The sequence below is a fragment of the Tardiphaga sp. 42S5 genome (assembly GCF_034044155.1).
Classification (GTDB): domain Bacteria; phylum Pseudomonadota; class Alphaproteobacteria; order Rhizobiales; family Xanthobacteraceae; genus Tardiphaga; species Tardiphaga robiniae.
In genome coordinates, this window is record NZ_CP139027.1 from 446,482 (window position 1) to 471,339 (window position 24,858).

Sequence of the window (24,858 nt, forward strand, 5' to 3'; positions counted from 1 at the left end):
AGTGAAACTCGTCATGGCCGGGCCTGTCCCGGCCATCCACGTCCGTCTTTGCCTCAAGACGTGGATGCCCGGCACAAGGCCGGGCATGACGGCGGGCGGATCCTACGCCCCCGGCAAATCCAGAATGCGTTTGGCGACAATCCCCAGCATCACCTCGCTGGTGCCGCCTTCGATCGAATTCGCCTTGGTACGCAGCCACGCACGCGGACCTGCGCCTTCATGCGAGCGCTGGCTTTCCCATTCCAGTGCATCGATGCCGCCCGATGACATCAGGATTTCATGGCGGCGCTTGTTGAGTTCGGTACCGTAATATTTCATCGCCGACGAAAACGCCGGATGCGCCTGCCCGGCTTTCGCCAGATCAATCGCGCGCTCTGCCGCACAGGCCAATGCAGCTTCATCGACTTCGAAACTTGCGATCTGTCCGCGTAGCATCGCGTCATCGAGACGGCCCTGCGCATCAGCCCCGATGGAGTCGGCAGCCACCTGGCCAAGCGGTCGGCCAGCGCCGCGCTCGCCCATGCCAGAGATCATCGCACGCTCATGCTGCAGCAGGTATTTCGCGACGTCCCAGCCGCGATCGACGGTGCCGAGCACATGCGACTTCGGCACGCGGACGCTGTCGAAGAAGGTTTCGCAGAACGGCGACTTGCCGGAGATCAGCAGGATCGGCTTGGTCGAGACGCCCTTCGACGCCATGTCGAACAGGATGAAGGAGATGCCGTCATGCTTCTTGCCGGACGCATCGGTGCGCACCAGGCAGAATATCCAGTCGGCGTAGTTCGCGTAGGACGTCCAGATCTTCTGGCCGGTGATGAGATAGTCATCGCCGTCGCTCTCGGCACGCGTCTGCAGCGAGGCCAGATCGGAGCCGGCATTGGGTTCGGAATAGCCCTGGCACCAGCGGATCAGACCCGCAGCGATCTTCGGAAGATGCTCTTTCTTCTGCGCATCGGTGCCATATTTCAACAGCGCCGGCCCGAGCATGGAAATGCCGAACGACACCAGCGGCAAACGCGCGGAGATCGCCGCCATTTCCTGGCGCAGGATTTTGGTTTGTTCGCCGTCGAGTCCGCCGCCGCCATATTCCTTTGGCCAATGCGGCACGGTCCAGCCCTTGTCGCGCATCCGCTCGAACCAGAGACGCTGCGGCTCGGATGAATACTTCGCATTGCGGCCGCCCCAGAATGTATCTTCATCCGAACTCATCGGCTTGCGCATTTCCGGCGGGCAATTGGCCTCAAGCCAGGCGCGCGTCTCGCTGCGAAATTGATCGAGATCCGACATCAGCGTTTCCATCCATTTTGTGCGCGGGATGCCGAGCATCCGCAATGTTGTTGGGCGAAGCTTACTCGCCACTTCGTGGAATTCAATGGCCTGCTGCAAAGCGGAAGTAGTCAGGCTCGCCATTCCGGTGTATCGCCAGAGAACAACGAGCAAAAACACGCGAGGAAACAACATGCGTCTCAAGTGGCTTTCGCCTGGCGAAATGTCTCCCGACCAGAAATCCATCTATGACGAGTCGATCGCCAGCAAGCGCGGACGCCCGCCGGAGCCGATGATGGCCTGGCTCGCCAGCCCGAACATGGCCCGGCACGCGACCCGCCTCGGCGCGTTTCTGCGTTACGACACCACGCTGACACCCGCGCATGCCGAGCTGGCGATCCTCGTCACCGCAAGGCACTGGACCGCGCATTTCGAATGGTATGCGCACAAGAAGATGGCGCTCGATGGCGGCCTCGATCCCGCCATCATCGAAGACATCAAGAACCGCCGTACGCCGAGCTTCAGCGAGAAGAAGGCGCGGGTGATCTATGACGTCGCTAAGTCGCTGCACGAGGCGCAGGGTTTGTCCAAGCCGCTCTATGACGAGGCCACCGAGACCTTGGGTGCACAGGGCCTCGTCGAGATCATCGGCCTGTGCGGCTACTACACCATGGTATCGATGACGCTGAACACCTACGAGTTCGGCCTGCCGGACGGGCTAGTCTCGGAACTTGCGTAGGCGATGCCCCTATGGGTAAAGCGCCGCGAGACCCATCAATCCAATTCCCGGAAACGATGGGTTTCGCGAAGGTGCTCTACCGATCCTGCGATCCCGTGACTAGATCGTCTTGAGCATCAGAAAATCAGGAGCTCCCACATGCCCGACCCAACCCCGCCGATCCCCGCAGGCACACGGATCGGGCATGTTCATCTTAAGGTTGCCGATCTTGATCGCGCGCTCGGCTTTTACCGCGACGTCCTCGGCTTTCAGGTCAAGCAGCGCTATGGCGATCAGGCCGTTTTCATCGCCGCCGGCGATTACCATCACCACATCGGCCTGAATACCTGGGAGAGCAAAGGCGGCCAGCCACCGGCGGCCGGCACCACAGGTCTTTTCCATACCGCGATCCTGTATCCCACCCGCGCCGCATTGGCCGACGCGCTACACCGCGTGCTCTCGGCCGGCATACAGCTTGACGGCGCCAGCGACCACGGCGTCAGCGAGGCGCTGTATCTGCGCGACCCCGACCAGAACGGCGTCGAGCTGTATTGGGATCGGCCGGAGGCGGAGTGGCCACGGAACGGCGATGGCGGGATTGCGATGTTTACGAAGCGGCTGGATGTTGAGGAGCTGCTGAAGCAGCGGCAGACATAAACTCAGTCCTCATCCTGAGGAGCCGCGCCCTTCGCGCGGCGTCTCGAAGGATGTGCCAAGCGGCTCATGGTTCGAGACGGCGCTACGCGCCTCCTCACCATGAGGTTAGAGCTTTGCTCTTCCGCCCCCGCACCATGATCAACACTGCCGCGGCCACCTGCAACGCCATGCAGACATAAAACGGCACGGCGTAACTGCCCGAAAGATCGCGCAGCCAGCCGACAATGCCCGGACCGAAAGCATAAGTGACCTGCGTCGCCGCCGTGATCAGGCTAACCAGCACCCCGAACGACCGCGCAGCAAATTCGCGCTGCACGATCAGCGCCGGCAGCGTGATCAGATTGCCAACAGAAAAGCCGAACAACGCGCAGGCGAAGAACACCAGCGCTTCGTTGCGCGAATTGATAATTATCGCAAGCGCCGTTGCCTGGCTGAGAAACGATAGCGCCGATGCCAGTCGCTGATTGAGCCGGTCGATCACTGTCGAGAACAGCACGCGACCAACCACCGCCATCAGCGTCAGCAGCGATACCGCGGCTGCCGCGCGCTCGCGGCCGATCACCGGATCGAGAAACGAGATCAGGTGCACGATGAAGCCGACCTGCGCAAATAATCCGAACGCAAAAGCAATGGTGAGCGTCAGGAACGCCACGTCGCGCATCGCCTCCGCGCGAATCCGTGTCGACGATGGCGCGCTGGCCGTAGCGGCAACACCGTCCGGTGTGGCGGACGCTGCGCGATGCGGCGGATGGCCGACGAAGATGATGATCACCGGGACGAGCAGCACAAGCATCGCGATCGCTGCTGCGATAGTCGCGCCGCCAAAGCCGAATGCATTGCTTGCCGTCACCAGTAAGGGCACGCCGACGATGCCGCCGAAGCTCGCGCCATTCAGCGCAAGGCTGATGGCCATGCCGCGCTTCTTGTCGAACCACAGACCAAGCGTGTTGGTGATGGCGCCGAGGCTGGTGCCGGCCCACCCGAACGCGAGCAGCACATTCACCGCATAAAGCTGCCAGGGCGACGTGATCTGTCCGAGCAGGATGGTGGCGAAAGCCATCACGCCGACACCGGCCAGCAAACAGTTGCGCGGCCCGAGCGCGCGCATTGCTTCACTCACGAATGCGACGAGCAACGCGCCAACGAGATAGAAAAACGTGGTCGCCGTCGCGATGGTCGAGGCTGGCCAGCCATGCACGCGCTGAAGTTCCGCGAGATGCACGCTCTGGCCATAGAAACCGAGCGCCCAGCCGAATGTCGCGAGCAGGAAACAAACACCGACGATACGCCAGCCGTCGTAACGAGCCGATGTCTCGTCATTTACCTCGGGCTTCTTCGGCCCAGTCGGAGTCGCGTCCATTCCGGATCTACTTTCATTACGTTTCGTCCATCATGCTGCTCTGCGACAACACGCCGCGCTGATGTACCACCGTGATTAGAATTAACCACCCGTTTTACGGACCAAAACGCTTCTGGATTAACTTCACAATCAAGCCATTCAAATCTTCACACCCTTGGCAGCTGCATTCGGCAGCGCCATATGGTATCGTATTGGATATGGAGGATTTTGAACCGTGAATGCGCTCGCCGAAGTGACTGAACAGACCGACCGTTCGCTCCTGATCGTGGAGGACGACAAGCCGTTTCTGGAGCGTCTTTCGCGTGCGATGGAAACGCGTGGCTTCACGGTCACGTCCTGCGACTCCGTTTCCGAAGGTCTCGCCCAGATCAGCAAATCAGCGCCCGCTTTTGCCGTAGTCGATCTTCGTCTCGGTGACGGCAACGGCCTCGATGTCGTGTCGGCGCTGAAGCAGCAGCGCCCCGATGCGCGCGCCATCGTGCTCACCGGCTATGGCAACATCGCCACCGCCGTGACCGCGGTGAAGATGGGCGCTGTCGACTATCTGTCGAAGCCGGCCGACGCCGACGATGTCGTTGCAGCGCTGCTTGCGATCGACAATGACAAGTCCGAACTGCCGAACAACCCGATGTCGGCCGACCGCGTGCGCTGGGAACACATCCAGCGCATCTATGAGATGTGCAACCGCAACGTCTCGGAAACCGCACGTCGTCTGAACATGCATCGCCGTACGCTGCAGCGCATTCTCGCCAAGCGCGCGCCGCGCTGAACCTTCTTTAAAAGCTAAACCTCGTTTGGATAGGCTGCATGACCTTGAGGGTCGTGCAGCCTGTTCAGTCTGTGCGCCGCGGTCATCGCGAAGCGCAGCATCATGCCCTTGCGCGTCGGCGCCGGCAGACGATGCTCCGGCGCATCGCAATGAACATGCGCGCCATAGGCATCCGCCACGATCAGGCCTGTATCGCCGGGAAAAATCTCGCAGGGCAGATCCTGCGTGAAGGCGAAGAACAGCCGGTCGCAATGCGCGCGGTAGTCCGGCCATTTCTGATCCGCCCGCAAATCCTCCAATGACGATTTGATCTCGACGATCCAGACATCCCCGCGCTCGTTCAGCGCGACCAGGTCCGCCCGCCGCCCGGACGGCAATGACAGTTCGCTGACGCATGAGAATCCCAGCGACCGCAGCAGCCTTGTGGTTCCGCGCGCAATGGCCAACGCCGTCTCCGACTGGCGGCGATCGAAAATCAGCGCTGGGGTGTGAACGGCATTGGATTCCATGGCGACAAACTTAGCCGATTTCGGCGGGGCCGCCCATCATGTCTCCCGCCGGTCTGCCGCACGCACGTCGCAAGCCGGACGCAAGTTTTCCGCGAGCGGCGGCGGGCGAGTTCTTTCATCGCTGCAGCCCGGATTATGGAGACATCCCATGAACTTAGCCCATATCGGCCGCGTCATCCTGATCGCCGCTGCCGCAACTTTGCCGCAAGCGATTTTCGCCGGTTCCGCGCAGGCAAAGCCGACCGTCGAAGTCGCCTTCGTGCTCGACACAACTGGTTCCATGAGCGGGCTGATCGAAGGCGCCAAACGTAAAATCTGGTCGATCGCAACTACGATCCTCGACAGCAATCCCGACGCCGACATCCGCATGGGTCTCGTCGCCTATCGCGACATCGGCGACGACTACGTTACCAAGACCTTCGACCTCACCACCGACATCCAGGATCTCTATGGCAACCTGCTGCAGGTCCGGGCGCAGGGTGGCGGCGACTGGCCGGAAAGCGTCAACGAGGCGCTCGATGTCGCCGTCAACAAGCTGCAATGGACCAAGGGCAACGATGTCAGGCGTATCGTCTTCCTGGTCGGCGACGCACCGCCGCATATGGATTATCAGCAGGACACGAAATACACGACCACACTCGAAGTCGCGAAGCAGAAGGACATCATCGTCAACGCTGTTCTCGCAGGCGCCGCCCGCGATACGGAGAAGGTCTGGCGCGACGTTGCCCAGCGCGGCGACGGCCGTTTCATCGCAATCCCGCAGGATGGCGGCCAGATCGTCATCATCGAGACGCCCTATGACGAAGAGATCATCATCCTGCAGAACGACATCAACAAGACGGTGATCCCCTACGGCCCGCGCGCGCTGCAGAAGCACACCGAGAACAAGACCCGGCAGCTCTCGGAAGTCGCAGCGGCGGCGCCGGCCTCGGCGACGGATATGGCGAGCTACATCAATAAGCGCGCGAAAGTGTCGTCGGACGCCGTCACCGGCGGCGGCGATCTTGTCAGCGACGTGTCCGCCGGCAAGCAGAAGCTCGACAGCGTGAAGGAGGATGAATTGCCGGAGGCCATTCGCAAATTGTCGCCGCAGCAGCGCGCCGATGAACTCGGCAAGCAGATGAAGGATCGCAAGGCGCTGAACGACAAGCTCACGGCGCTGGTGGCCAAGCGCGATGCATACCTCATGACCCAGCGCGACAAGGCGCCGGCCAAGGCGTCGTCCTTCGACCGCGAGGTGGAGGCGACGTTGAAGGTGCAACTGAAGAAGTGATAGCGCGGCTGTCCTTCCTCCCCTCTCCCCCAGCGCAGCGAGGCTGCGCGCCGCGGGAGAGGGTGCCTGAGCGAAGCGAAGGCGGGTGAGGGCCTTGAGCAAGCGCCCCCTCTCCCGTCTCGAACCGCTCTGCGGTTCGATCCACCCTCCCCCACCCGTCGCGGCTGCGCCGCGCCCGGGGAGAGGGGAAGAAAGAAAGCCGCCCAAATTCCCCCTTTTCTCGCCCGCAAAAATCAGCATTGTGGCGCGATGACAGATGAAACCGAACATAAAGCCCAGGCCGGGGGCACCATCATTCCGGTGACCCTGTTTCAGCAGAACTGCATGTTGCTGTGGGATGAGGCCACGCGGCAGGCCGTGGTGATCGATCCCGGCGGCGACGTGCCGCTGATCCTGGACGCCATTGCCAAGGCCAATGTGAAGGTCGAACAGATCTGGCTGACCCACGGCCATATCGACCATGTCGGCGGCGCCGACGAACTGCGCGAAACGCTGAAGGTCGAGATCATTGGCCCGCATGTCGCCGATACGTTCCTGCTCGAACATGTCGAGGACAGCGGCGCGAAGTACGGCATGACGGGCACCCGTAATTTCATGCCCGATCGCTGGCTCAATGAAGGCGACACCGTCAGTATCGGCGGCCTGACATTCGACGTATTGCACTGCCCCGGTCATTCGCCCGGGAGCGTCGTGTATTACAGCAAGGCGATGAAATTCGCCCATGTCGGCGACGTGCTGTTCGCAGGCTCGATCGGGCGGACCGATTTCCCCGGTGGTAGCCATGAGACATTGATCAATTCGATTACGACCAAGCTGATCCCGCTCGGCGACGATGTCGGGTTCATCTGCGGTCATGGCCCCGGCTCCAGCATCGGCCAGGAGCGCATGACAAACCCGTTCCTCACCGGCGAGGCGTAATCCCGCCATGAGTGACGACAGGGCCTCCGGGGAGCAAGGAGCGCTTTCCAAGCACATCCATCCTGCCGAGCTCCGGAACGATGAATCGGCGTCTGCGCGACGCTGATCGGACTGGTCAAGATCATGGAACCGCAGATCGGCCCCAGCCGGGTCGATGAATATTCGGCCATCGCCTCGCTGTTCTTCCTCGCCAGCGCGGTCGCGTCCTACACATCGATGCGGAAGTCGCAAAACCGCCAACTCAGCGAGCGCTGCGAGTCGATTGCCGATCAGTGCTTTCTGGGAGGCCTTGTCGCGATCACGATCATCATCCTGTTTTTCGCCTACGAAGTCATTTAGCCGGATTGGGCAGCTTGACCCGGATCGGCCCAATCCTCGATCTGCGACGCCGCAATGGTTCGCTTGGGCTGATACGGATTCAGGGTACCGGCTGTTGCGGTCCAGCCTTTGGCCAAGATTTCCCGGGCGAACAGTTTTGCATCGATTTCGGATTTGAAGGTCCTGGTCGTACGCACGCCGTTTGTCGCTCGGGTGTCGGACTTCACTGATTTGTCGGGGCCAAACGCCACGTACCAGATATCGGGCTTCGTCATCATGGTGTAGTAACGCGAATTGTGACGAAAAGTTGCATCTCTTGTGGCATGTGCGGCGCAAATTTTGCTTAGCGCTTGGTCACATGCCGCGGCTGGACGACATCCGATACCAGGCCGAGTTTCTCCAGCAGGCGGATCGTCAGATAGGTGGTGTCGAACTCCCACCAGCGATGGCCATGGCGTGCTGAGCGCTGATCGGCGTGATGGTTGTTATGCCAGCCCTCGCCATGGGCGAGGTAGCCAATGAACAGATTGTTGCGGCTGTCCTCATCGGTCGCGTAGTTGCGATAGCCCCAGATGTGGGTGACCGAATTGACCGCCCAGGTCTGATGCCAGACGAAGACGGTTCGCACGAAGACCCCCCAGACGACGATGCTGAGAGCGAACTGCACGGCCTCGGCCCACGACCCACCCCACAGCAGTTTGCCGGCCAGGCCCGCAAAGAAGAAGACGTTGATCTGGATGAGCAGGATCTTCAGCTGCCAGAAATTACGTTCCAGCGCGATATAGAACGGATCGCGCAGGACGTCCTTGGCATATCGGTCATAAATACCGAGACGGGACAGATCCGGATTCTTCACCAGCAGCCAGCCGATATGACCCCAGAAGAAGCCCGCAAGCGGGCTGTGTGGATCCGGCTGCTCGTCGGACTTCTCGTGATGACGGCGATGGATGGCCACCCAGCGCGCCGGCGTATCTTCGACACAGCAGATCGCCACGACGACGAAAGCGTGCTCCAGCCACTTCGGGCACTTGAAACCGCGATGCGTCAGCAGCCGGTGATAACCGATATTGATGCCAATGAGGCCGAACAGCCGCGCTGCGATGACCGCCACGATCACCGCTGTCCAGTTGAAGAACATCGGCATCAGCGCGAGCAGTGCGAGTGCGTGAAAGGTGGCGATGGTGAGCGTGTTGAGCCAGTCGATGCGATAGGGCTGCACGCCGTCCGGCAAAGCGAGACCTGTCTCGGTACGATCGGCAAGGGGAATGTCCAGTGCGATGGCAGGGGCGATCTGATCGCGATTGCTGGTGGCCATCGTTCTCCGCATCCGGGCGATTGATCGCCGCGTGGTGCTCGTGTGATTCCCCGGCACTTCTCTACGCGAGAACATCGGCGCTGACTACAGATACGCCGCAGGCCATAGATGGAACAAAACGGGCCGCCTGAAGGCGGCCCGTTCGAAAAGTCATTTATTGATCGGCTTAATCGATCACTTCCACGATGCGATGGGTGCGCGGCTCGACGAGAACCGTGCGACCATTGACCACGGTGTAGCGGTATTCACGGGCGGAATTGTATTCTGCCGGAACCTCGTAATAGGTCACGCCGCTCTCAGGCAGCACGGCACCGACACGAACTTCGTTGCTATAGGTGTAGGATGGGCGACGCTGTTCCACGACATAGCTGCGGAACCGCGGACGATCGTCGACACCGAGCACGCCGGCTACGCCGCCGACAACACCACCGATGGTGCCGCCTACGATAGCGCCCACAGGACCAGCTGCGCGCTCGCCATCGCGCGCACCACGCTCAATGCCTCCGGGGACACCCTGAGCCTGAGCAACAGCGGGAAGAGCCATCATGGCGACGATGGCAGCGGTTCCAAGAAGACGGCGGATCATGATGATCTCCAGTTTTGATTGATCGGTATTGCGCCGATACAAGCTCGCGGCCGCACAATGGTTCCGGCGATTGAACTGTTAGAACCTGCGCACCGAGGTTGAAATATCTGGAGAGATATGGAACCGGAGGGCTACGCCTTTTATTCTGACGCGTTTTCTAGAAGCGAACCGGTATCCACTTCGCTTTAAAACGCTTTAGCTCGTGACCATAGCGCGGATGCGTCGCAGGAAATGATCGAGGTCGAACGGCTTGGTGATCATCTCCATCCCAGGCAGCAGAAAGCCCTTCGCCATAACGACGCTTTCGGAATAACCGGTGATGAACAGGATCTTCAAGTCCGGCCGCGCCTCGCGCGCTTGATCGGCAAGCTGACGGCCGTTCATGCCGGGCAGCCCGATATCGGTGACCAGCAGATCGATATTCGGCGTCTCGCGCAGGACCCGCAAGCCCGACGGGCCATCAACCGCCTCGAGCACGCGATAGCCTTCGTCCCGCAACATATCGACGATGACAGAGCGCACCACCGGCTCATCCTCGACCACCAGCAGGGTTTCGCCTGCGGCCACATGCTGATCGCCCTTCAGCGGGGGCGCATCCTGTGCGGCAGCGTCTCCCTCATGGCGCGGCAGATACAGTTTCACTGTCGTCCCGATATCGAGCCTGCTGTCGATGCTGACATGTCCGTTGGACTGACGCGCGAAGCCGTAGATCATCGATAGGCCGAGGCCCGTGCCCTGCCCGATCGGCTTTGTCGTGAAGAACGGATCGAAGGCGCGCGCCACGACCTCCGGGCTCATGCCGGTTCCGCTGTCGCTGACGCTGATGCAGATATAGTCGCCAAGCGTCAGAGCCGGCGCATTGGCATTGATGGCATCGACGCGCACATTCTGTGTCGCGATCTTCAAGTGCCCGCCATCAGGCATCGCGTCGCGCGCATTGATCGCCAGATTGAGCAACGCGCTCTCCAACTGGTTTGGATCGCACAGCGTGCACCATAGATCAGACGCCGCCACGATATCGAGATCCAGCGTCTCGCCAATGGTCCGGCGCAACAGATCCTCCAGCGAGACGATCAGCATATTGGCATCGACGCTTTTCGGAATCAGCGGTTGCCGCCGCGCGAAGGCCAGCAACCGGTGCGTCAGCGCAGCCGCACGATTGGCCGAGGTCATCGCAGCGTCGATATAGCGCGCGATATTGTCGGTGCGACCCTGACCGAGCCGTGTCTGCATCAGGTCGAGCGAGCCGACGATGCCGGTGAGCAGGTTGTTGAAGTCATGCGCGATACCGCCGGTCAGCTGACCGACAGCCTCCATCTTCTGCGACTGCCGCAGCGCCTCTTCAGTGTTTTTAAGGCGCTCGGCGGCAGCCTTCTCGGCCGTGACATCGCGCGCCACGCAATAGATCTGGTTCTGATCCGGCACCGCCGTCCAGGACAGCCAGCGATAGGAGCCATCCTTGTGGCGAAGGCGATTCTCGAAGCGGATCGTCGGCTCGCCGGCAGCAAGCTTATCGACCTCGGCCATCGTCCTGGCCTGATCCTCGGGATGCTCGAGCCAGCGCGAGGTCTTGTTGAGCAGCTCGGCCTCGCTCCAGCCGAGCGTGCGCGTCCAGGCCGGATTGACGGTGCGCCAGACGCCATCATGGTCGGCGACCATCAGGAGATCTTGCGACACGCTCCAGATCCGGTCGCGCTCACGCGTCTTGTCACGCACGCGCTGTTCCAGCGTCTCATTGAGGTCTGCAAGTTTTGCCGCGAGCCGACGCGCCTCATCCTCGCTCTTGCGCAGCGCCTGCTCTGCCAGCACCTGATCGGTGACGTCGGTATGCGCACCGACCAGCCGCAGCGGCTTTCCCGCATCGTCGCGCTCGATATAGGACCGCACCGAAATCCAGCGGGTCTGGCCATCGCTCGGGCGAATGATGCGATACTGCACAGTATAGTCGCGCACGCCGCTTTTCACCGCGTTGCGAAATTTCTGCTCCGTCGCCTCGCGATCCTCGGGGTGGATGCGACGCACCCAATCTTCGTGCGACTCGTTGGCCGCTTCCGGCGGCAAACCATGAACGATCAGATATTCGGGCGATCGACGATTGCGGAAGCCGGTACGCAGATCGACTTCGAGACCGCCGATCTGGCCGATCTGCTGCACGCGCGCGAGCTCTGCTTCTCGCTCGCGCAAGACAATGGTCGCTTCATGATCCCGAGTGACATCGCGGCAAACCACCAGCACACCGCCGACGCCGTCATCCAGATCGAGCGGACTGTAGCTGTAGGTCCAATAGCTGTGTTCGAGCTTGCCATTGCGCGTCATGGGGATCAGCTGGTTTTCGTGCCAGGTGGCACCGCCGCCACTCATCACCTGCGCGATCTGCGGGCCGATGATGGGCCAGATCTCGTGCCAGAATTCACGGCCACGCGCGCCCAGCCCTGCGTGATGCTGTTGTGCATCCATGGTCAGGGCATAGGCGTCATTATAGAACTGGATGAGGTCCGGTCCCCACCAGATGAACATCGGGTGGTTGGTATTCAGAACGATCCGGATCGCGGTGCGCAGACTCTGCGGCCAGGTGTCCGGTGCTCCGATCGGATGCGATGCCCAATCGTAAGCACGCATCAACGCCCCCATCTCGCCTCCACCGGCGAGAAAGTCGGGCGAATTCGGTCGATGGGCATCCAACATGCGCGGGCAATCGGTACGCAAGACCAATCTGACGTATCTTGAGAACTTAGCGCCCTGTCAGACCTGGCGCAAATCGGCGCCGATCACGCCCTGTTACTTGTCAGGGTGACTTGATGAGACCGGCAGCCGTGAGGGCACGAGTAATGGCACCGTTGATATCGATAGACCGCCGTCCTGCGGGATCGCGGCGCGCGGCGCGTCGATCGCCTGACGTGCGCGGCTTTTGCGTCACCGATGAGACAGTGGCATCCGCCGGAGCCGCCCGTTCCACGGCTGCAGCTTCGACATTGCGGGGTGCAAGCTGCCGGGTAAGGCCGAAGAACTGCGCGATATGATAGGAGGATGAGATGCCGGCTTCGAGCAGGAAGGCACCGGCGGCACCATAGGGCTCGTCCTGTCCGGCAATCGCCAGCGGCGTGCCATGCGCCATGTCGGTGATCGTGAAGGATTCCACGACGGTTTCACCGTCCTTGTTCCACCACACCTCACGCGGATAGCCATCGACATCCACGGCGGACATCGGTGCGGGCGGCAGGCCGTGAAGGTCGAGCCATTGCTTGACGATCTCGCCGGCATTGGCCGGATTGACGGTGCGATCGGCACTACCATGCCAGACGGATACTTTCGGCCACTCACCGGTATGCGGCGATGCCTTGCGCACGAGATTGCCGAGATCGTTCGCGGCACGCGGCGCCGCGCGATACATACCGCTCAGCGCCTCCTGCATGGTGGTGGCGATACCGTAAGGCAGGCCTGCGATGATGGCACCAGCAGCAAAGACATCAGGATAGGTCGCGAGCATCACCGAGGTCATCGCGCCGCCGGCCGACAGACCCGTAACGAAGATACGCTTGCGGTCCACATCGTGGTCCACAGCCATCTGCTCGATCATCTCCCGGATCGAGAGCGCCTCGCCGCTATCGCGCGCGATGTCATCGGCATTGAACCAGTTGAAGCAGGTGTTGCCGTTATTGGACGACTTCTGTTCGGGCATCAGCAGCGCGAAACCATAGCGCTCGGCCAGAGCAGACCAGCCGGTGCCGTTGTCATAGCCCGCAGCGTTCTGGGTGCATCCGTGCAGCACGACGACCAATGCCGGATTTGCTGCCAGCGTGGCGGGCACGTAACTGAACATACGGAGGTCGCCGGGATTGCTGCCGAAACCCGTTGATTCGCTGATCGGACTCAAACCTGCCGACGCACGGCCGCGCGCCAACCCCTGCAACGTATTGATTCCGGGCGGTTTCGGGAGATTGCGGAGGAAATCGATATTATCGGCAAGAGACACGGCAGCTCCTAGGTCGTCAGGCTTATACAACAGTACCGACGACATATGGTTGCTGCACTGCAAAATAAAACAAATACGGTTTCAATATACCTATCAACGAAACGAGAGGCGCCACGGACGCTTCCGAAATTACCTATATTGCAAAGGAAGCCCCGCAGGGCCGGCCATAACATGGCCACGCCATACGGGGCGAGTCGGGGAGAGATGACGCGTTATTGTTTCATCTCGTTCTTCATCATCTTGTCTTTCTTCATGCCGTCCTTGTGCATGGAATCCTTCTTCGCGCTATTTTTCGACATTCCCTGGGTGCCCGTGGCCTTGGTCTCGCCTTCCTTCGCCGTCGTGCCGGTGCCCATCTTGGTCGAATCCTGGCCGGACGGGCCGGTCGCCTGGGCAAAGGCTGCGAACGGAGTAGCGCCGATGGCCGTGGCGCAGATCGCAACAAGAATGGTTTTCCGCATGGTCAGCTCCTGTTGAGTGAACGGCCTTCAACGCGACGTGGTTCGAAACGTTCCTGTTCCGTCGGCCGTCAATTACCGGTTCCGCACACGGTTTCGCGATTGACGTCACACCAGACCGACGATGTGCAAAAGCACACCCGCGCCTGCACAAGCCAACAGGATCTGCAGCAAACCAATCCTCAGATAGAAGACCCCAAGCAGCGCCGCGACCGACAGCGCGACAGCCCATCCATTGACGCTCTGCAGAACCGGCATGTCGAAGCTGAGTCCGAGCGTGCGAACAGGTTTCACCTCCCGAAACATCGTGTGGATGGCGAACCATATCGCCAGGTTGAGGATGACGCCGACCACTGCGGCGGTAATCGCCGCCAGCGCGGCGCTCAGCGCGCGGTTGCCACGAAGAGCTTCGACGAACGGCGCCCCGAGGAAAATCCAGAGAAAGCATGGCGCAAAGGTCACCCAGGTCGCGAGCAATCCACCAAGCGTGCCCGCCAGCAGCGGCGGCAACATCCCCGGTGCGCGGAAGGCGGCCATGAAGCCCACGAATTGCAGCACCATGATCAACGGACCAGGCGTGGTTTCGGCCATGCCAAGACCATCGAGCATCTCGCCCGGCTTCAGCCATGCGTAGTGATCGACGGCCTGCTGCGCGACATAAGCGAGAACCGCATAGGCACCCCCAAAGGTGACCATCGCCATCTTGGAGAAGAAAACGGCAATCTGGCTGAACACGTCATTGCTGCCGAATGCCACGAGCAGCACAGCGACGGGCGTAAGCCACAGCACCAGCCAGACGACCGCAACGATGAGCGACTGCCGTACGCTCGGCCGGGCATGGAGAGGAAGTTGATCTCCGAGCAAACTATCAGCGTCGCCGCCGCCTGATGACCCGTGGCCCGCACTCACCGTGAAGGCCGACAGACCGGCCCGACCTCCGAGAAAGCCAATCACTGCCGCACCGAAAACGATCACCGGGAACGGCACATCGAGAAAGAAGATCGCGAGGAAGGCGATGGCTGCCAGCACGCGCATCACATCGTTCTTCAGTGCACGGCTACCGACCCGCACCACCGCCTGCAGCACGATCGCGAGCACCGCGGCCTTCAAGCCGAAGAACAGCGCCGCGACGAAGCCGACATTGCCGAATGCAGCATAAATCCAGCTCAGCACCATGATGCAGATCGCACCGGGAAGGATGAACAGCCCGCCGGCCATCAGCCCGCCAGCGGTCCGGTGCATCAGCCAGCCGATATAGGTCGCAAGCTGCTGCGCCTCCGGGCCCGGCAACAGCATGCAATAGTTCAGCGCATGCAGAAACCGGCTCTCCGACACCCAGCGCTTCTCATCGACGAGGATGCGATGCATCACCGCGATCTGCCCGGCCGGACCGCCGAAGGAAAGCAACGCGATCCGCAGCCACACCGAAAATGCCTCCGAGAAGGAAACGCCGTGGGTCTGCGGCTCGGGAATGGCTGGTGGTGTGACCGAAGTTGCTTCCGCCATCTCAAGCTTTCGTCTTTGCTGTCGGCCAGTTGTGGGTTTCGGTGCTGGCATCGCGGCACCAACGATAGAACGCATCGTACAGATTCAGTCCAGCCTCAAGCTGCTCGAGATCGTCGGCATACATCCGCGACAGGCCGAGTGACGCCGCCAGCAGGCCCGGCGCTTCCGGGGCGAGATCGAGCCGCGCTGTATCCGCCGCGCGGACAATGGTAGCCAGCCGCAGCAACGGCGGCGTGGCGAGGCCGAATTCCTCGATCATCACATCGAAGGTACAGAGCTCGCCGCGATGGCTCCAGAACACGCCTTCGATATCGAAGGGTGCAGCATCAAATTTCTCGCCGACGGCCGAGACTTCCGACGGCGCAACGAACATGAACAGCGCCGCCGGATCGATGAAACGCCGGATCAGCCAGGGACAGGCAATGCGGTCGATCTTTGGGCGCTCCCGCGTCACCCACACGGTGCGGCCCTGCGGGTTTTGCGGCGGCAACTTGCCGGCGGGAACGCGCGGCAGGCCTGCACTCTCCCATGCGAGATATCCGCCTTCCAGAACCTCTGCCGGGATACCGGCCTCGCGCAGCAGCGCGGCAACGCCGTGACTGAGCGTGAGACCTTTCTGGCAGATCACCATGGCGGACCGACCGCGCAGCGCCGCGGCCCAGCCATTCACGTCGCCAAATGGCCGCCGGACCGAACCTGGCAGGAGAAACGGCGACAGGGCGAAATCCTCGTCGGTGCGAACATCGACGAGCGCGGGACATTTCGGCGTCCCGATCAGGCGAACGAGTTTTTCAACGGAAATGCTGTTAATCGATGACATGGCGCGTCCTTGCAGGAATGCGGGACGCGATACTTGGGCATGTCGCCTCGTGGGGAGATCGCTTTGTCCCCATGCCCCAATATCAAGCCATCGCGATTGACCTGTCAAGGCGCGTGCTGGACGATCAAACGCCGTGCTGGAATTCTATACGTTGCCCGCGCGGCGCATCCATAGCAGAAAGCCCGCACTGGCGGTGACCGATAACACGCACAATGCGAAGCTTGCGAGCAGCGCGATGACCGCCGATGCCGCGGATTGCACCACGAAATAGACCGCGCCGATCGCAGCAACGCCGGCTGCGTTGGCGATTTGCGTCGTGGTGCCGTACATGCCCGAGCCAGCTCCCGCGCTCGACGTTTGTACGGTCGACAGCACGGCACTGGACAGCGGCGCCATGACCAGACCCTGGCCGTAACCGAACACGGCAAGCGGCACCGCCAGCAGCGATGCAGACGACGCATTCACGGCCAGCACCGTTACAGCCAGCGCGGTGAGACCGATGACCTGCACCACGCAGCCCTCGATCAGCACCAGCGTGCCACGATGGCGTGACCGCATGCCGCTGTGACGCGATGCGACAACGAAAGCCAGCGCCAGCGGTACGAAAATAAAACCGGCCCGCAGCGGCGGCATGTGCAACGCGTTCTGCATGAACAACGTCATCACGAGGTAGAATGACAGATTGGCGAAGAAGAAAAAGAACACCGCGCACAGCCCGCGCATGAAAGCAGCATCCGCGAGCAACGCCAGATCGATCAGCGGCATGCCACCGCGCAGCGCGACGCGGCGCTCCAACCTGACGAAGCCGGCGATCACTGTCGCACCCGTAGCCATCGCCAGCCACACAGACGGCGCCCAGTGCAATTCGTGCCCGAACAGCAGCGGGCCGATCAGACAGAGCAATCCGGCGAACAGCACCAGCGCGCCCGGTATATCCAGCCACGTGCCTGGACGGCGAGGAACGGATGGCATCAGCCGCCACGCCGCCGCGATGATGACAAGCCCCACCGGTACATTAACGAAGAACACCGCACGCCAGCCGAGGCCTGCAAGGTCCATCGTCACCAGCAGACCACCGAGCAGAAAGCCCGCAGCGCCGGCAAGGCCAAGCACGATGCCGTAAACAGCGAAGGCGCGGGCGCGGGCTTCATCCACAAACAGCACATGGATGGTGGCCAGCACCTGCGGCACCATCAGCGCTGCAGTGGCGCCCTGCGCCAGCCGCGCCAGAATCAGCTCCGGTCCGGATTGCGCGAGCCCGCACCACAGTGACGTCAGGGTGAAGCCGAGCACGCCGGCGAGAAAGGTGTTCCTGGTGCCGTGGATGTCACCGAGCCGGCCGCCGGTGATCACCAGCGTCGCGTATCCGATCAGATAGACCGCAATCACGGCCTCGATCTGCGCCGCGCTGGCACGAAGCTCGACCGCGATGGTCGGGATCGCGACATTAACGATGAAGGCATCGACCCCAAACATGAACTGCGCCGCAACGACGATCGCCAGCACCCACCAGCGGCGCGTGGAGTCGACAGGATTGGCAACGATCTGGTGCATGAAAGCGCCTCGCTCAACGGTTCGGCCTGAAGCAGCCGCCCACTTTGATCCCAGCTTCCAGTCATCGCGTCGATTACCTCGGAGGTAGCTTTATTCAATTGAACTCTCCCGTCGGAATTGGTGGCGCTGACCGCAGGCCCGGCTTCGCAGGTCGATCTCCCGGTCCAAGTCACACCGAATTTGCATTCCTCGTGCAGGAAGATACCGCCTGTGGCCCGATTGCTGCATGGCGAAGCGATTGCATATGCCGGCCCTTCCGGTTTCGAGGCCTCTTCGATGTATGACTACGACATGATCGTGATCGGCTCCGGCCCCTCTGGCCGGCGCGCTGCCGTCCAGTTCGCCAAGCTCGGTAAATCGGTGCTGGTGGTGGAGAAGGGCCGACGAGTCGGCGGCGTCTCGGTCCATACCGGCACCATTCCATCGAAGACCCTGCGTGAGACCGTGCTCAACCTGTCCGGCTGGCGCGAGCGCGGCTTCTACGGCCGTTCCTATCGGGTGAAACAGGACATCGACGCCCACGACCTGATTGTGCGGCTGCAGAAGACACTCGACCACGAAGTCGAGGTGCTGGAGCATCAGTTCAGTCGCAATGCCGTGAAGACGGCGCTCGGCGAGGCACGTTTCACCGGACCGCACCAGATCGAGATCGCCAACGAGAAGAACGAGATCAAGAATGTCTCCGCCGGCCATATCCTGATTGCCTGCGGCACCCGCCCGTTCCGGCCGGATTATGTCCCGTTCGACAACAAGACAGTGTTCGACAGCGACGAGATCATCGACCTGCCGAAACTGCCGCGCAGCCTCGCGGTGATCGGCGCCGGCGTGATCGGCGTCGAATATGCCACCATCTTCAGCGCGCTCGATGTCGCCGTGACCCTGATCGAACCGCGGCCGACCTTTCTCGATTTCATCGACAAGGAGCTGATCGACGAATTCATGCATGAGCTGCGCGACCGCAATGTCGCGCTACGGCTCGGCTCCAAGGTCAATGCGATCGAGCAGAACGCACATGGCCAGATCGTCACCCGGCTCGCTGACGGCCGCAACGTCACGTCCGAGATGTTGCTGTTCGCCGCCGGCCGCGTCGGCGCCACCGACCAGCTCAATCTCGAAGCCGCTGGTATCGCGGTCGATCACCGCGGCCGCATTGCCGTCGATCCCGTAACGCTGCAGACCAGCGTGCCGCATATCTATGCGGCGGGCGATGTCATCGGCTTTCCTTCACTGGCCTCCACATCGATGGAGCAAGGCCGCGTTGCCGCCTGCCACGCGCTCGGGATGGAGCCGCTGGCGCCCCCGGAGTTCTTTCCCTACGGCATCTATTCGGTGCCGGAGATTTCCACGACCGGCCTCACCGAAGAGGAAGTCCGCCAGAAGGGCATTCCCTATGAGGTCGGCGTCGCGCGCTTTCGCGAGACCTCGCGCGGCCATATCATGGGCCTGGATAGCGGCATGATGAAGATGATCTTCTCGACCAAGACCCGCCGCCTGCTCGGCGTGCATATTCTAGGCGAAGGCGCCACCGAGCTGATCCATATCGGCCAGGCCGTGCTCAACCTCAAAGGCACGATCGACTATTTCATCCAGAACACGTTCAACTATCCGACTCTGGCGGAGGCCTACAAGATCGCCGGGCTGGATGCGTGGAACAGGATGACGGCAAGGTAACTCTTTGTCATTCCGGAGCACAGTCTCGGCGCAGCCGAGAGCACGAGCCGGGAATGACTGAGGCAGCCCCACTCTCCTAGCTGCGCTTGCCACCAATCGAGATGAACGCCATGAGACAGGGCTCCAGCAACGGGTTGCGCCAGCGATGGCGTGTCCCGTTCTGCACGACGCAGTCGCCCTGACGCAAATGGACTTTCTGACCATCGTCCAATTCCAGCGTCATCTCGCCGCGAACCACGACTCCGTAATCGATCGTATCCGACGTGTGCATGCCTGGTGCATCGCGCTCGAAATGATCCCCCATGCCCGGGACCTTGTCCGACAACTCGCGCAGCCCGCTTTCCATTGTGACGCCGGGCGGCGGCTTCCAGCCTTCGGGCCGCTTGGGCGGATACGAAATCAGACGAAACATCGTTCCTCCCGGGCCGGGAAAAGCGCGCGTTCCCTTGAGCATCGGGTCCGGCTCCAGGCCGGTGAGCTGCGGCACGCCCTCGGTCATATAGAGTTCGTAGAATGTCAGCCCGGGATTGGCATCGATCTCGACAACCTTGGACGTGACATCGAACGATTTGAACACCGACTTGCCGGCGCCATCGCGGCCGGTCACGACCCGCTTGGGCGGTGGCAGCTCGCTCGCATCTTTCGCATCCGAGCTTTGTGGCAGCGCAGCCAAAGCGCCGCCACCGACGATGACCGAAAGCGTCTGAAGCAGTTGACGCCGATCGCTGCCTGCAAATCGTTCGGTACCCTGCGCGGCATCCAGAGACCCAGCATTCGAAGGCTTAGGCTTCTGACGTGACAACCACCGCCATGAGAACTTGCTCATCTGCATTCTCCATCGCGCTTTATCGTCAGCACATCGCTGTGCCGCGAGGCTGATCAGGCCGACATGACGTAGGGGATGCTGCCGATAATGGCGGCAAGCTGGAATGCGTTCGACAGCATGCCGCCCCAATGCATCCGTCGGAGCCGGCGCACGGCCTCGGCATCACCGGCGTCTCGTGCGCTCATCTGACTATCCATCCGCCGCAAGAACCACCCCCGCGCCCAGATCGCAAAAGCCGCGATCAAGCCAATGCCGATGGTGAAAACCAGTCGACCAGCCAGTGCAAAGGCCGTTGTCGCGATGACACCGGCGATAGCGACCATCAGAAAATAAGAGCGGAACAGGCCCCGCAGTAACTGAGTCACTTCCGGGATATCCAGCCTCACCAGCAGAAAGGCCGGTGACGACAGCAGAAAGAAGCCCATCGAGAAAATCAGAAGGACCATAGAGGCCAAGGCGACGGCATCGGGCGTCATGCAATTACCCTTCTATCTGTCCGGGCAACAACCTTTCCATCAACTTCCGATACCAATATCCCCGTGGGCCTCTTCGACACTATTGGGCTTTGGTCGAATCTGGAGAGATATCTCTTCTCCAATAGAACAGCGCCTATCCGAAGGACCTGACACCGGCGAGCCCACCCACCCCCAACATCCGTTGCGATCAGTTCAGCTTCACGACTTCCACACGCCGGTTCTTGGCGCGGCCGTCATCTTGGTCATTCGATGCTGCAGGTGCGAGCATGCCGACACCGGCTGCGCGCAGGCGCTTGCCGTCTGCACGAAAGCTCGTAGTGAGCGCTGCGACCACCGACTCGGCGCGGCGGCGCGACAGATCGAGATTGTAGTCATAGGCGCCCTGATTATCGGTATGGCCAACGATCAGCACGGCAAGCTTCGGATCGGATGACAGAAGCCCTGCAATCTCCTGCAGGGTCGGCGACGATTCCGGCTTCAGGTCGGCCTTGCCGGTATCGAAGAATATTCCGTAGAGGGCAACGCGGCCGGTGGAGCCGATGGTCTTCGCCATCTCGTCGGCCTTCACCACCACCATCTTCTGCTCACGCGGCTTCGGCTCGACGATATGCACGACGGCCACGGTGCGTTCGTTGAAGGCCTTGCAGTACAGATCGTCCTTCACGAGATAGGTCTGCACGGTGACATAGGCTTCGCCGCCAGCCTGCGGGATCTTGGCAGCGAAGAAGCGCTGATCGTCGAGATGAGACGCCATGGCGCATTTGCCATTGGAGAAATCACCGTCTTTCAACTGCGCTTCAGCGACGAAATACATCAGCAGACTCATATCGCCGCCGCCGCCCGCGGCCGAGCGCGTCGGATCACCACCACAGTCATCGGTCTTGCAGCTATAGAGCACCTCGCCGCCGGCTGCTTTGACCACATCCTGATAGTTCCGCAGCACTTCGAGCGGCGAGCGGTTGGCCGGCAGCAGATAGGTGATGCGCGTGCGTGCGCCTTCCACTTCAAGCAGCTTGTTCGGCTTGTAGACCTGATTGTTCATCCGATCGCGATCGCTATCGCCGGTCTTTTCCAGTTTCGACAGCGGGATGGTGAAGTCAGTGAAGGCGAGGCGCTCGTAGCTGATGATGAAGGAACCGTCATAACGCTTCAACAACGCGCTATCGCGCGCGCCGGGAACATCCTTGTTTGGAATCGTCGCATCGGCCTGTGCCGCACACGCACCGAACAGAACAAACAAGCCAACCGTCAGAATGCGTCCGAGCATGAGTCATGCGTCCCCGTTTCAGGAGCGCACACGATGACGATTCACGAGGTGGAAACAAGCGGACTCACGCGCAACGAATAGCCGCGCAGCCATGCCCGGTTTTCATTGAACCGGACGATGCTGCGCGGCGACCAATCTCGTTAAGTCCAAATGGGTTTTAGCCCCACGGACCGCGCGGACGCGACTGACCGCCGTTCCACGGGCCAGTTGCTTGAGGCGCGGATCGCGTCGGTACCTGCGACTGTGCCCCCATCTGCCCCGCAAGCTGCTGCAGCGCTGCGATTCGATTTTGCGTCGCGGGATGCGTGGTGAACAGATTATCCATGGCACGCCCCGACAGCGGGTTGATGATGAACATATGCGCTGTAGCTGGCGCACGCTCCGCATCCTCGTTGGGAATCTGATGCGCGGCGTTGTCGATCTTGGCCAGCGCCGAAGCGAGCCACATCGGTTGGCCGCAGATCCGCGCGCCCATCTCGTCGGCGGCATATTCACGCGTGCGGCTGATCGCCATCTGCACCAGCATGGCGGCGAGCGGCGCCAGGATCATCAGCGCGATCTGGCCGATCATGCCCGGGCCATTATTGTTGCGGTTGCCGCCGAAGAACATGCCGAACTGGGCTATCATCGAGATCGCACCGGCGATGGTCGCGGTGATGGTCATCAGCAGCGTGTCGTGATGCTTGATATGCGCCAGCTCATGCGCCACCACGCCGGCGAGTTCCTCGCGCGACAACTGCTGCATCAGGCCGGTGGTCACGGCAACGGCCGCGTTCTCCGGATTCCGGCCGGTCGCAAAGGCGTTCGGCTGCGGATTGTCCATGATGTAGATCTTGGGCATCGGCAGGCCGGCATTCTGGGCGAGCTCGCCGACCATGCGATACAGGTCCGGCGCGTTACGTGCATCAACCGGCTGGGCGCCGTGCATCGACAACACCGCGCGATCCGAATTCCAGTAGGCGAACATGTTCATGCCGGCGGCGACCACCAGCGCGATCATCGCACCCGACGCGCCGCCCATGAGATAGCCGACACCCATGAACAGGGCGGTCATGCCAGCCAGCAGAATCGCGGTTTTGAAGTAGCTCATTGGTCCTCCTGCCCGCCTGCGGAAAACGCTGCGGTGCAGGCATCAAATGGTGATCCGCCCGATCGTTCCGCAAGACGGCATTGTGCGGCAGCGCGTCGCGGCCATGCAGCGGACTGCATTGAATGCCGCGACATGTGGCCATAGGCTGCGCGCAACGAAAACATTAAAAAACATTACAAAGAGGAAACACTATGGCTCGCGTGAAGTTCGGCGCCTTTCTCGCACCGCATCATCCGATCGGCGAACATCCGATGCTGCAGTTCCGACGGGACCTCGATCTCGTCGAGCAGCTCGATGCGCTCGGCTACGATGAATTCTGGTGCGGCGAGCATCATTCGTCGGGCTGGGAGATGATCGCCTCGCCGGAAATGTTCCTCGCCGCGGCAGGCGAACGTACCAAGCGCATTCGCCTGGGGACCGGCGTGATCTCGCTGCCCTATCATCATCCCTACAATGTCGCGCAACGCATGGTGCAGCTCGACCACATGACCGGCGGTCGCGCCATTTTCGGTTCCGGCCCCGGGGCTCTCGCTTCCGACGCGCATACGCTTGGCATCGACCCGATGACCCAGCGCGACCGCCAGGACGAAGCCATCGCCATCATCCGTCGGCTGTTCAACGGCGAACGCGTCACCGCGAAGAGCGACTGGTTCACCATGAACGATGCCGCGCTGCAGATCCTGCCGCTGCAGGAGGAGATGCCCTTCGTGGTTGCGTCGCAGATCTCGCCGTCGGGGATGACGCTGGCCGGCAAATACGGCATCGGCATCATCTCGCTCGGCTCGATGTCGACGCAGGGATTGATGGCACTGCCGACGCAATGGGGCTTTGCGGAGGACGCAGCCAAGAAGCACGGCACCACGGTGGATCGCGCCAACTGGCGCGTGCTGCTGTCCTGGCACATCGCCGAGACGCGCGAACAGGCCGCGCGCGAGGCCGGCCCCGGCCTGATGCGCTGGCACAACGAATACAATGTCGGCACGCTGCAGCGGCCGGGCCTCCAACCCTTCACCTCGCCCGAGGACGCAGTGGAAAAGACGGCGAGCGGCGAGAATGCGGCCTCGACCATCGGCACGCCGGATGACCTCATCAAGACCATCAAGAACCTGATGCAGGTCTCCGGCGGTGTCGGCACCATCATCGGCTTCGTGCATGACTGGGCCAATCCGGAGAACACACGGCGCAGCTGGGACATGGTGGCGCGCTATGTGGTGCCAGAGATCAATGGTTACATCGCATCACTGCGCAAGTCGCAGCAATTCGTCATCGAGAATCGCGAGGTGTTCGAGCGCGCGGGGCAAGCCGTGATGGCCAAGATCATGGCTAACGAGAAAGCAGCGGCGGCATTGCCGCTGACGGGGCCGGGACGCGTAGCGATCCCGCTCGTCAATGCACCGGATCTGCAGAAGAAGGGCTAAGCCCGCTCGGCTCAGGCCTTTCCTCCGTCATTGGAAGGAGCGAAGCGACGCGGCAATCCAGCTCTTCACTTCGGCGAAGAAAGACTGGATTGCTTCGCTGCGCTCGCAAT

24 protein-coding genes are annotated in these 24,858 nt (G+C 61.5%); 8 read left to right on the forward strand and 16 right to left on the reverse strand.

Translation table 11 applies throughout. The features are described 5' to 3' along the window. Positions 1-102: 102 nt before the first annotated feature. Entirely contained in the window at positions 103-1,287 is a 1,185-nt protein-coding gene (locus SFY93_RS02070; RefSeq protein WP_320445890.1) for an acyl-CoA dehydrogenase family protein, read from the reverse strand. A gap of 172 nt (positions 1,288-1,459) precedes the next feature. Between SFY93_RS02070 and SFY93_RS02075 the strand changes: the two genes are divergently transcribed. Beyond that, positions 1,460-2,005: a carboxymuconolactone decarboxylase family protein gene (locus tag SFY93_RS02075; protein ID WP_068729735.1), complete on the forward strand. Its 546-nt coding sequence runs from the start codon at positions 1,460-1,462 to the stop codon at positions 2,003-2,005. A 138-nt stretch (positions 2,006-2,143) separates the two neighbouring features. After that, positions 2,144-2,641 carry a VOC family protein gene (locus SFY93_RS02080; protein WP_320445891.1) on the forward strand — a complete coding sequence of 166 codons (498 nt, stop codon included), beginning with the start codon at positions 2,144-2,146 and terminating at the stop codon, positions 2,639-2,641. Positions 2,642-2,735: 94 nt separating this feature from the next. Here SFY93_RS02080 and SFY93_RS02085 read toward each other — a convergent pair whose 3' ends face one another. Next, positions 2,736-4,001 (reverse strand): MFS transporter, encoded by a 1,266-nt coding sequence (locus SFY93_RS02085; RefSeq protein ID WP_320445892.1) that lies wholly within the window; start codon positions 3,999-4,001, stop codon positions 2,736-2,738. A 214-nt stretch (positions 4,002-4,215) separates the two neighbouring features. Between SFY93_RS02085 and SFY93_RS02090 the strand changes: the two genes are divergently transcribed. Continuing rightward, positions 4,216-4,770 carry an ActR/PrrA/RegA family redox response regulator transcription factor gene (locus SFY93_RS02090; RefSeq protein ID WP_089263491.1) on the forward strand — a complete coding sequence of 185 codons (555 nt, stop codon included), beginning with the start codon at positions 4,216-4,218 and terminating at the stop codon, positions 4,768-4,770. Between the two features lie 14 nt (positions 4,771-4,784). Here SFY93_RS02090 and SFY93_RS02095 read toward each other — a convergent pair whose 3' ends face one another. Then, positions 4,785-5,279 (reverse strand): MmcB family DNA repair protein, encoded by a 495-nt coding sequence (locus SFY93_RS02095; protein ID WP_320445893.1) that lies wholly within the window; start codon positions 5,277-5,279, stop codon positions 4,785-4,787. A 148-nt stretch (positions 5,280-5,427) separates the two neighbouring features. Between SFY93_RS02095 and SFY93_RS02100 the strand changes: the two genes are divergently transcribed. The 3 genes from SFY93_RS02100 to SFY93_RS02110 all read left to right on the forward strand — a co-directional run bounded on the left by SFY93_RS02100 (position 5,428) and on the right by SFY93_RS02110 (position 7,809). Further along, on the forward strand, positions 5,428-6,552 hold the full coding sequence (locus SFY93_RS02100; protein WP_320445894.1) for a vWA domain-containing protein: 1,125 nt from the start codon (positions 5,428-5,430) through the stop codon (positions 6,550-6,552). 249 nt (positions 6,553-6,801) lie between these two features. Next, positions 6,802-7,470 (forward strand): MBL fold metallo-hydrolase, encoded by a 669-nt coding sequence (locus SFY93_RS02105; protein WP_320445895.1) that lies wholly within the window; start codon positions 6,802-6,804, stop codon positions 7,468-7,470. 123 nt (positions 7,471-7,593) lie between these two features. Continuing rightward, positions 7,594-7,809: a hypothetical protein gene (locus SFY93_RS02110; RefSeq protein ID WP_320445896.1), complete on the forward strand. Its 216-nt coding sequence runs from the start codon at positions 7,594-7,596 to the stop codon at positions 7,807-7,809. Here the strand turns inward: SFY93_RS02110 and SFY93_RS02115 are convergent. The 9 genes from SFY93_RS02115 to SFY93_RS02155 form a co-directional block, all read right to left on the reverse strand. Continuing rightward, on the reverse strand, positions 7,806-8,066 hold the full coding sequence (locus SFY93_RS02115; protein ID WP_320445897.1) for a hypothetical protein: 261 nt from the start codon (positions 8,064-8,066) through the stop codon (positions 7,806-7,808). The genes SFY93_RS02110 and SFY93_RS02115 overlap by 4 nt on opposite strands. A 65-nt stretch (positions 8,067-8,131) precedes the next feature. Next, positions 8,132-9,103, reverse strand: a complete 972-nt coding sequence (locus tag SFY93_RS02120) for an acyl-CoA desaturase (RefSeq protein WP_320445898.1) — start codon at positions 9,101-9,103, stop codon at positions 8,132-8,134. A gap of 166 nt (positions 9,104-9,269) precedes the next feature. Then, a complete protein-coding gene (locus SFY93_RS02125) occupies positions 9,270-9,689 on the reverse strand; it encodes a DUF1236 domain-containing protein (RefSeq protein ID WP_068730422.1) in 420 nt (139 codons plus the stop codon). A gap of 195 nt (positions 9,690-9,884) precedes the next feature. Further along, a complete protein-coding gene (locus SFY93_RS02130) occupies positions 9,885-12,374 on the reverse strand; it encodes a PAS domain-containing hybrid sensor histidine kinase/response regulator family protein (RefSeq protein WP_320445899.1) in 2,490 nt (829 codons plus the stop codon). 100 nt (positions 12,375-12,474) lie between these two features. Continuing rightward, positions 12,475-13,662: an extracellular catalytic domain type 1 short-chain-length polyhydroxyalkanoate depolymerase gene (locus SFY93_RS02135; RefSeq protein WP_320445900.1), complete on the reverse strand. Its 1,188-nt coding sequence runs from the start codon at positions 13,660-13,662 to the stop codon at positions 12,475-12,477. A 212-nt stretch (positions 13,663-13,874) separates the two neighbouring features. After that, positions 13,875-14,123: a hypothetical protein gene (locus SFY93_RS02140; protein WP_093757628.1), complete on the reverse strand. Its 249-nt coding sequence runs from the start codon at positions 14,121-14,123 to the stop codon at positions 13,875-13,877. Positions 14,124-14,228: 105 nt separating this feature from the next. Continuing rightward, positions 14,229-15,626 (reverse strand): chromate efflux transporter, encoded by a 1,398-nt coding sequence (gene chrA, locus SFY93_RS02145; RefSeq protein ID WP_309942014.1) that lies wholly within the window; start codon positions 15,624-15,626, stop codon positions 14,229-14,231. A 1-nt stretch (position 15,627) separates the two neighbouring features. Further along, positions 15,628-16,446 carry a chromate resistance protein ChrB domain-containing protein gene (locus SFY93_RS02150; protein WP_320445901.1) on the reverse strand — a complete coding sequence of 273 codons (819 nt, stop codon included), beginning with the start codon at positions 16,444-16,446 and terminating at the stop codon, positions 15,628-15,630. A gap of 144 nt (positions 16,447-16,590) precedes the next feature. Then, positions 16,591-18,000 (reverse strand): MFS transporter, encoded by a 1,410-nt coding sequence (locus SFY93_RS02155; RefSeq protein ID WP_320445902.1) that lies wholly within the window; start codon positions 17,998-18,000, stop codon positions 16,591-16,593. Between the two features lie 276 nt (positions 18,001-18,276). Between SFY93_RS02155 and sthA the strand changes: the two genes are divergently transcribed. After that, positions 18,277-19,671, forward strand: coding sequence for a Si-specific NAD(P)(+) transhydrogenase (gene sthA, locus SFY93_RS02160; protein WP_320447668.1), 1,395 nt, complete (start codon positions 18,277-18,279; stop codon positions 19,669-19,671). Positions 19,672-19,747: 76 nt separating this feature from the next. On the opposite strand, the gene SFY93_RS02165 is transcribed toward sthA, so the two are convergent. From SFY93_RS02165 to htpX, 4 genes are all read right to left on the reverse strand, one after another. Next, positions 19,748-20,497: a cupin domain-containing protein gene (locus tag SFY93_RS02165; RefSeq protein WP_320445903.1), complete on the reverse strand. Its 750-nt coding sequence runs from the start codon at positions 20,495-20,497 to the stop codon at positions 19,748-19,750. Between the two features lie 53 nt (positions 20,498-20,550). Further along, entirely contained in the window at positions 20,551-20,973 is a 423-nt protein-coding gene (locus tag SFY93_RS02170) for a hypothetical protein (RefSeq protein WP_089263479.1), read from the reverse strand. A 187-nt stretch (positions 20,974-21,160) separates the two neighbouring features. Further along, entirely contained in the window at positions 21,161-22,240 is a 1,080-nt protein-coding gene (locus tag SFY93_RS02175; protein WP_320445904.1) for a DUF4892 domain-containing protein, read from the reverse strand. 157 nt (positions 22,241-22,397) lie between these two features. Beyond that, positions 22,398-23,330: a zinc metalloprotease HtpX gene (gene htpX, locus SFY93_RS02180; RefSeq protein WP_320445905.1), complete on the reverse strand. Its 933-nt coding sequence runs from the start codon at positions 23,328-23,330 to the stop codon at positions 22,398-22,400. A gap of 191 nt (positions 23,331-23,521) precedes the next feature. Here htpX and SFY93_RS02185 point away from each other — a divergent pair, with 191 nt between their 5' ends. Then, the gene (locus SFY93_RS02185) at positions 23,522-24,748 is read left to right on the forward strand and encodes an LLM class flavin-dependent oxidoreductase (protein WP_320445906.1); all 1,227 of its coding nucleotides are present in this window, start codon (positions 23,522-23,524) and stop codon (positions 24,746-24,748) included. Positions 24,749-24,858 lie beyond the last annotated feature (110 nt).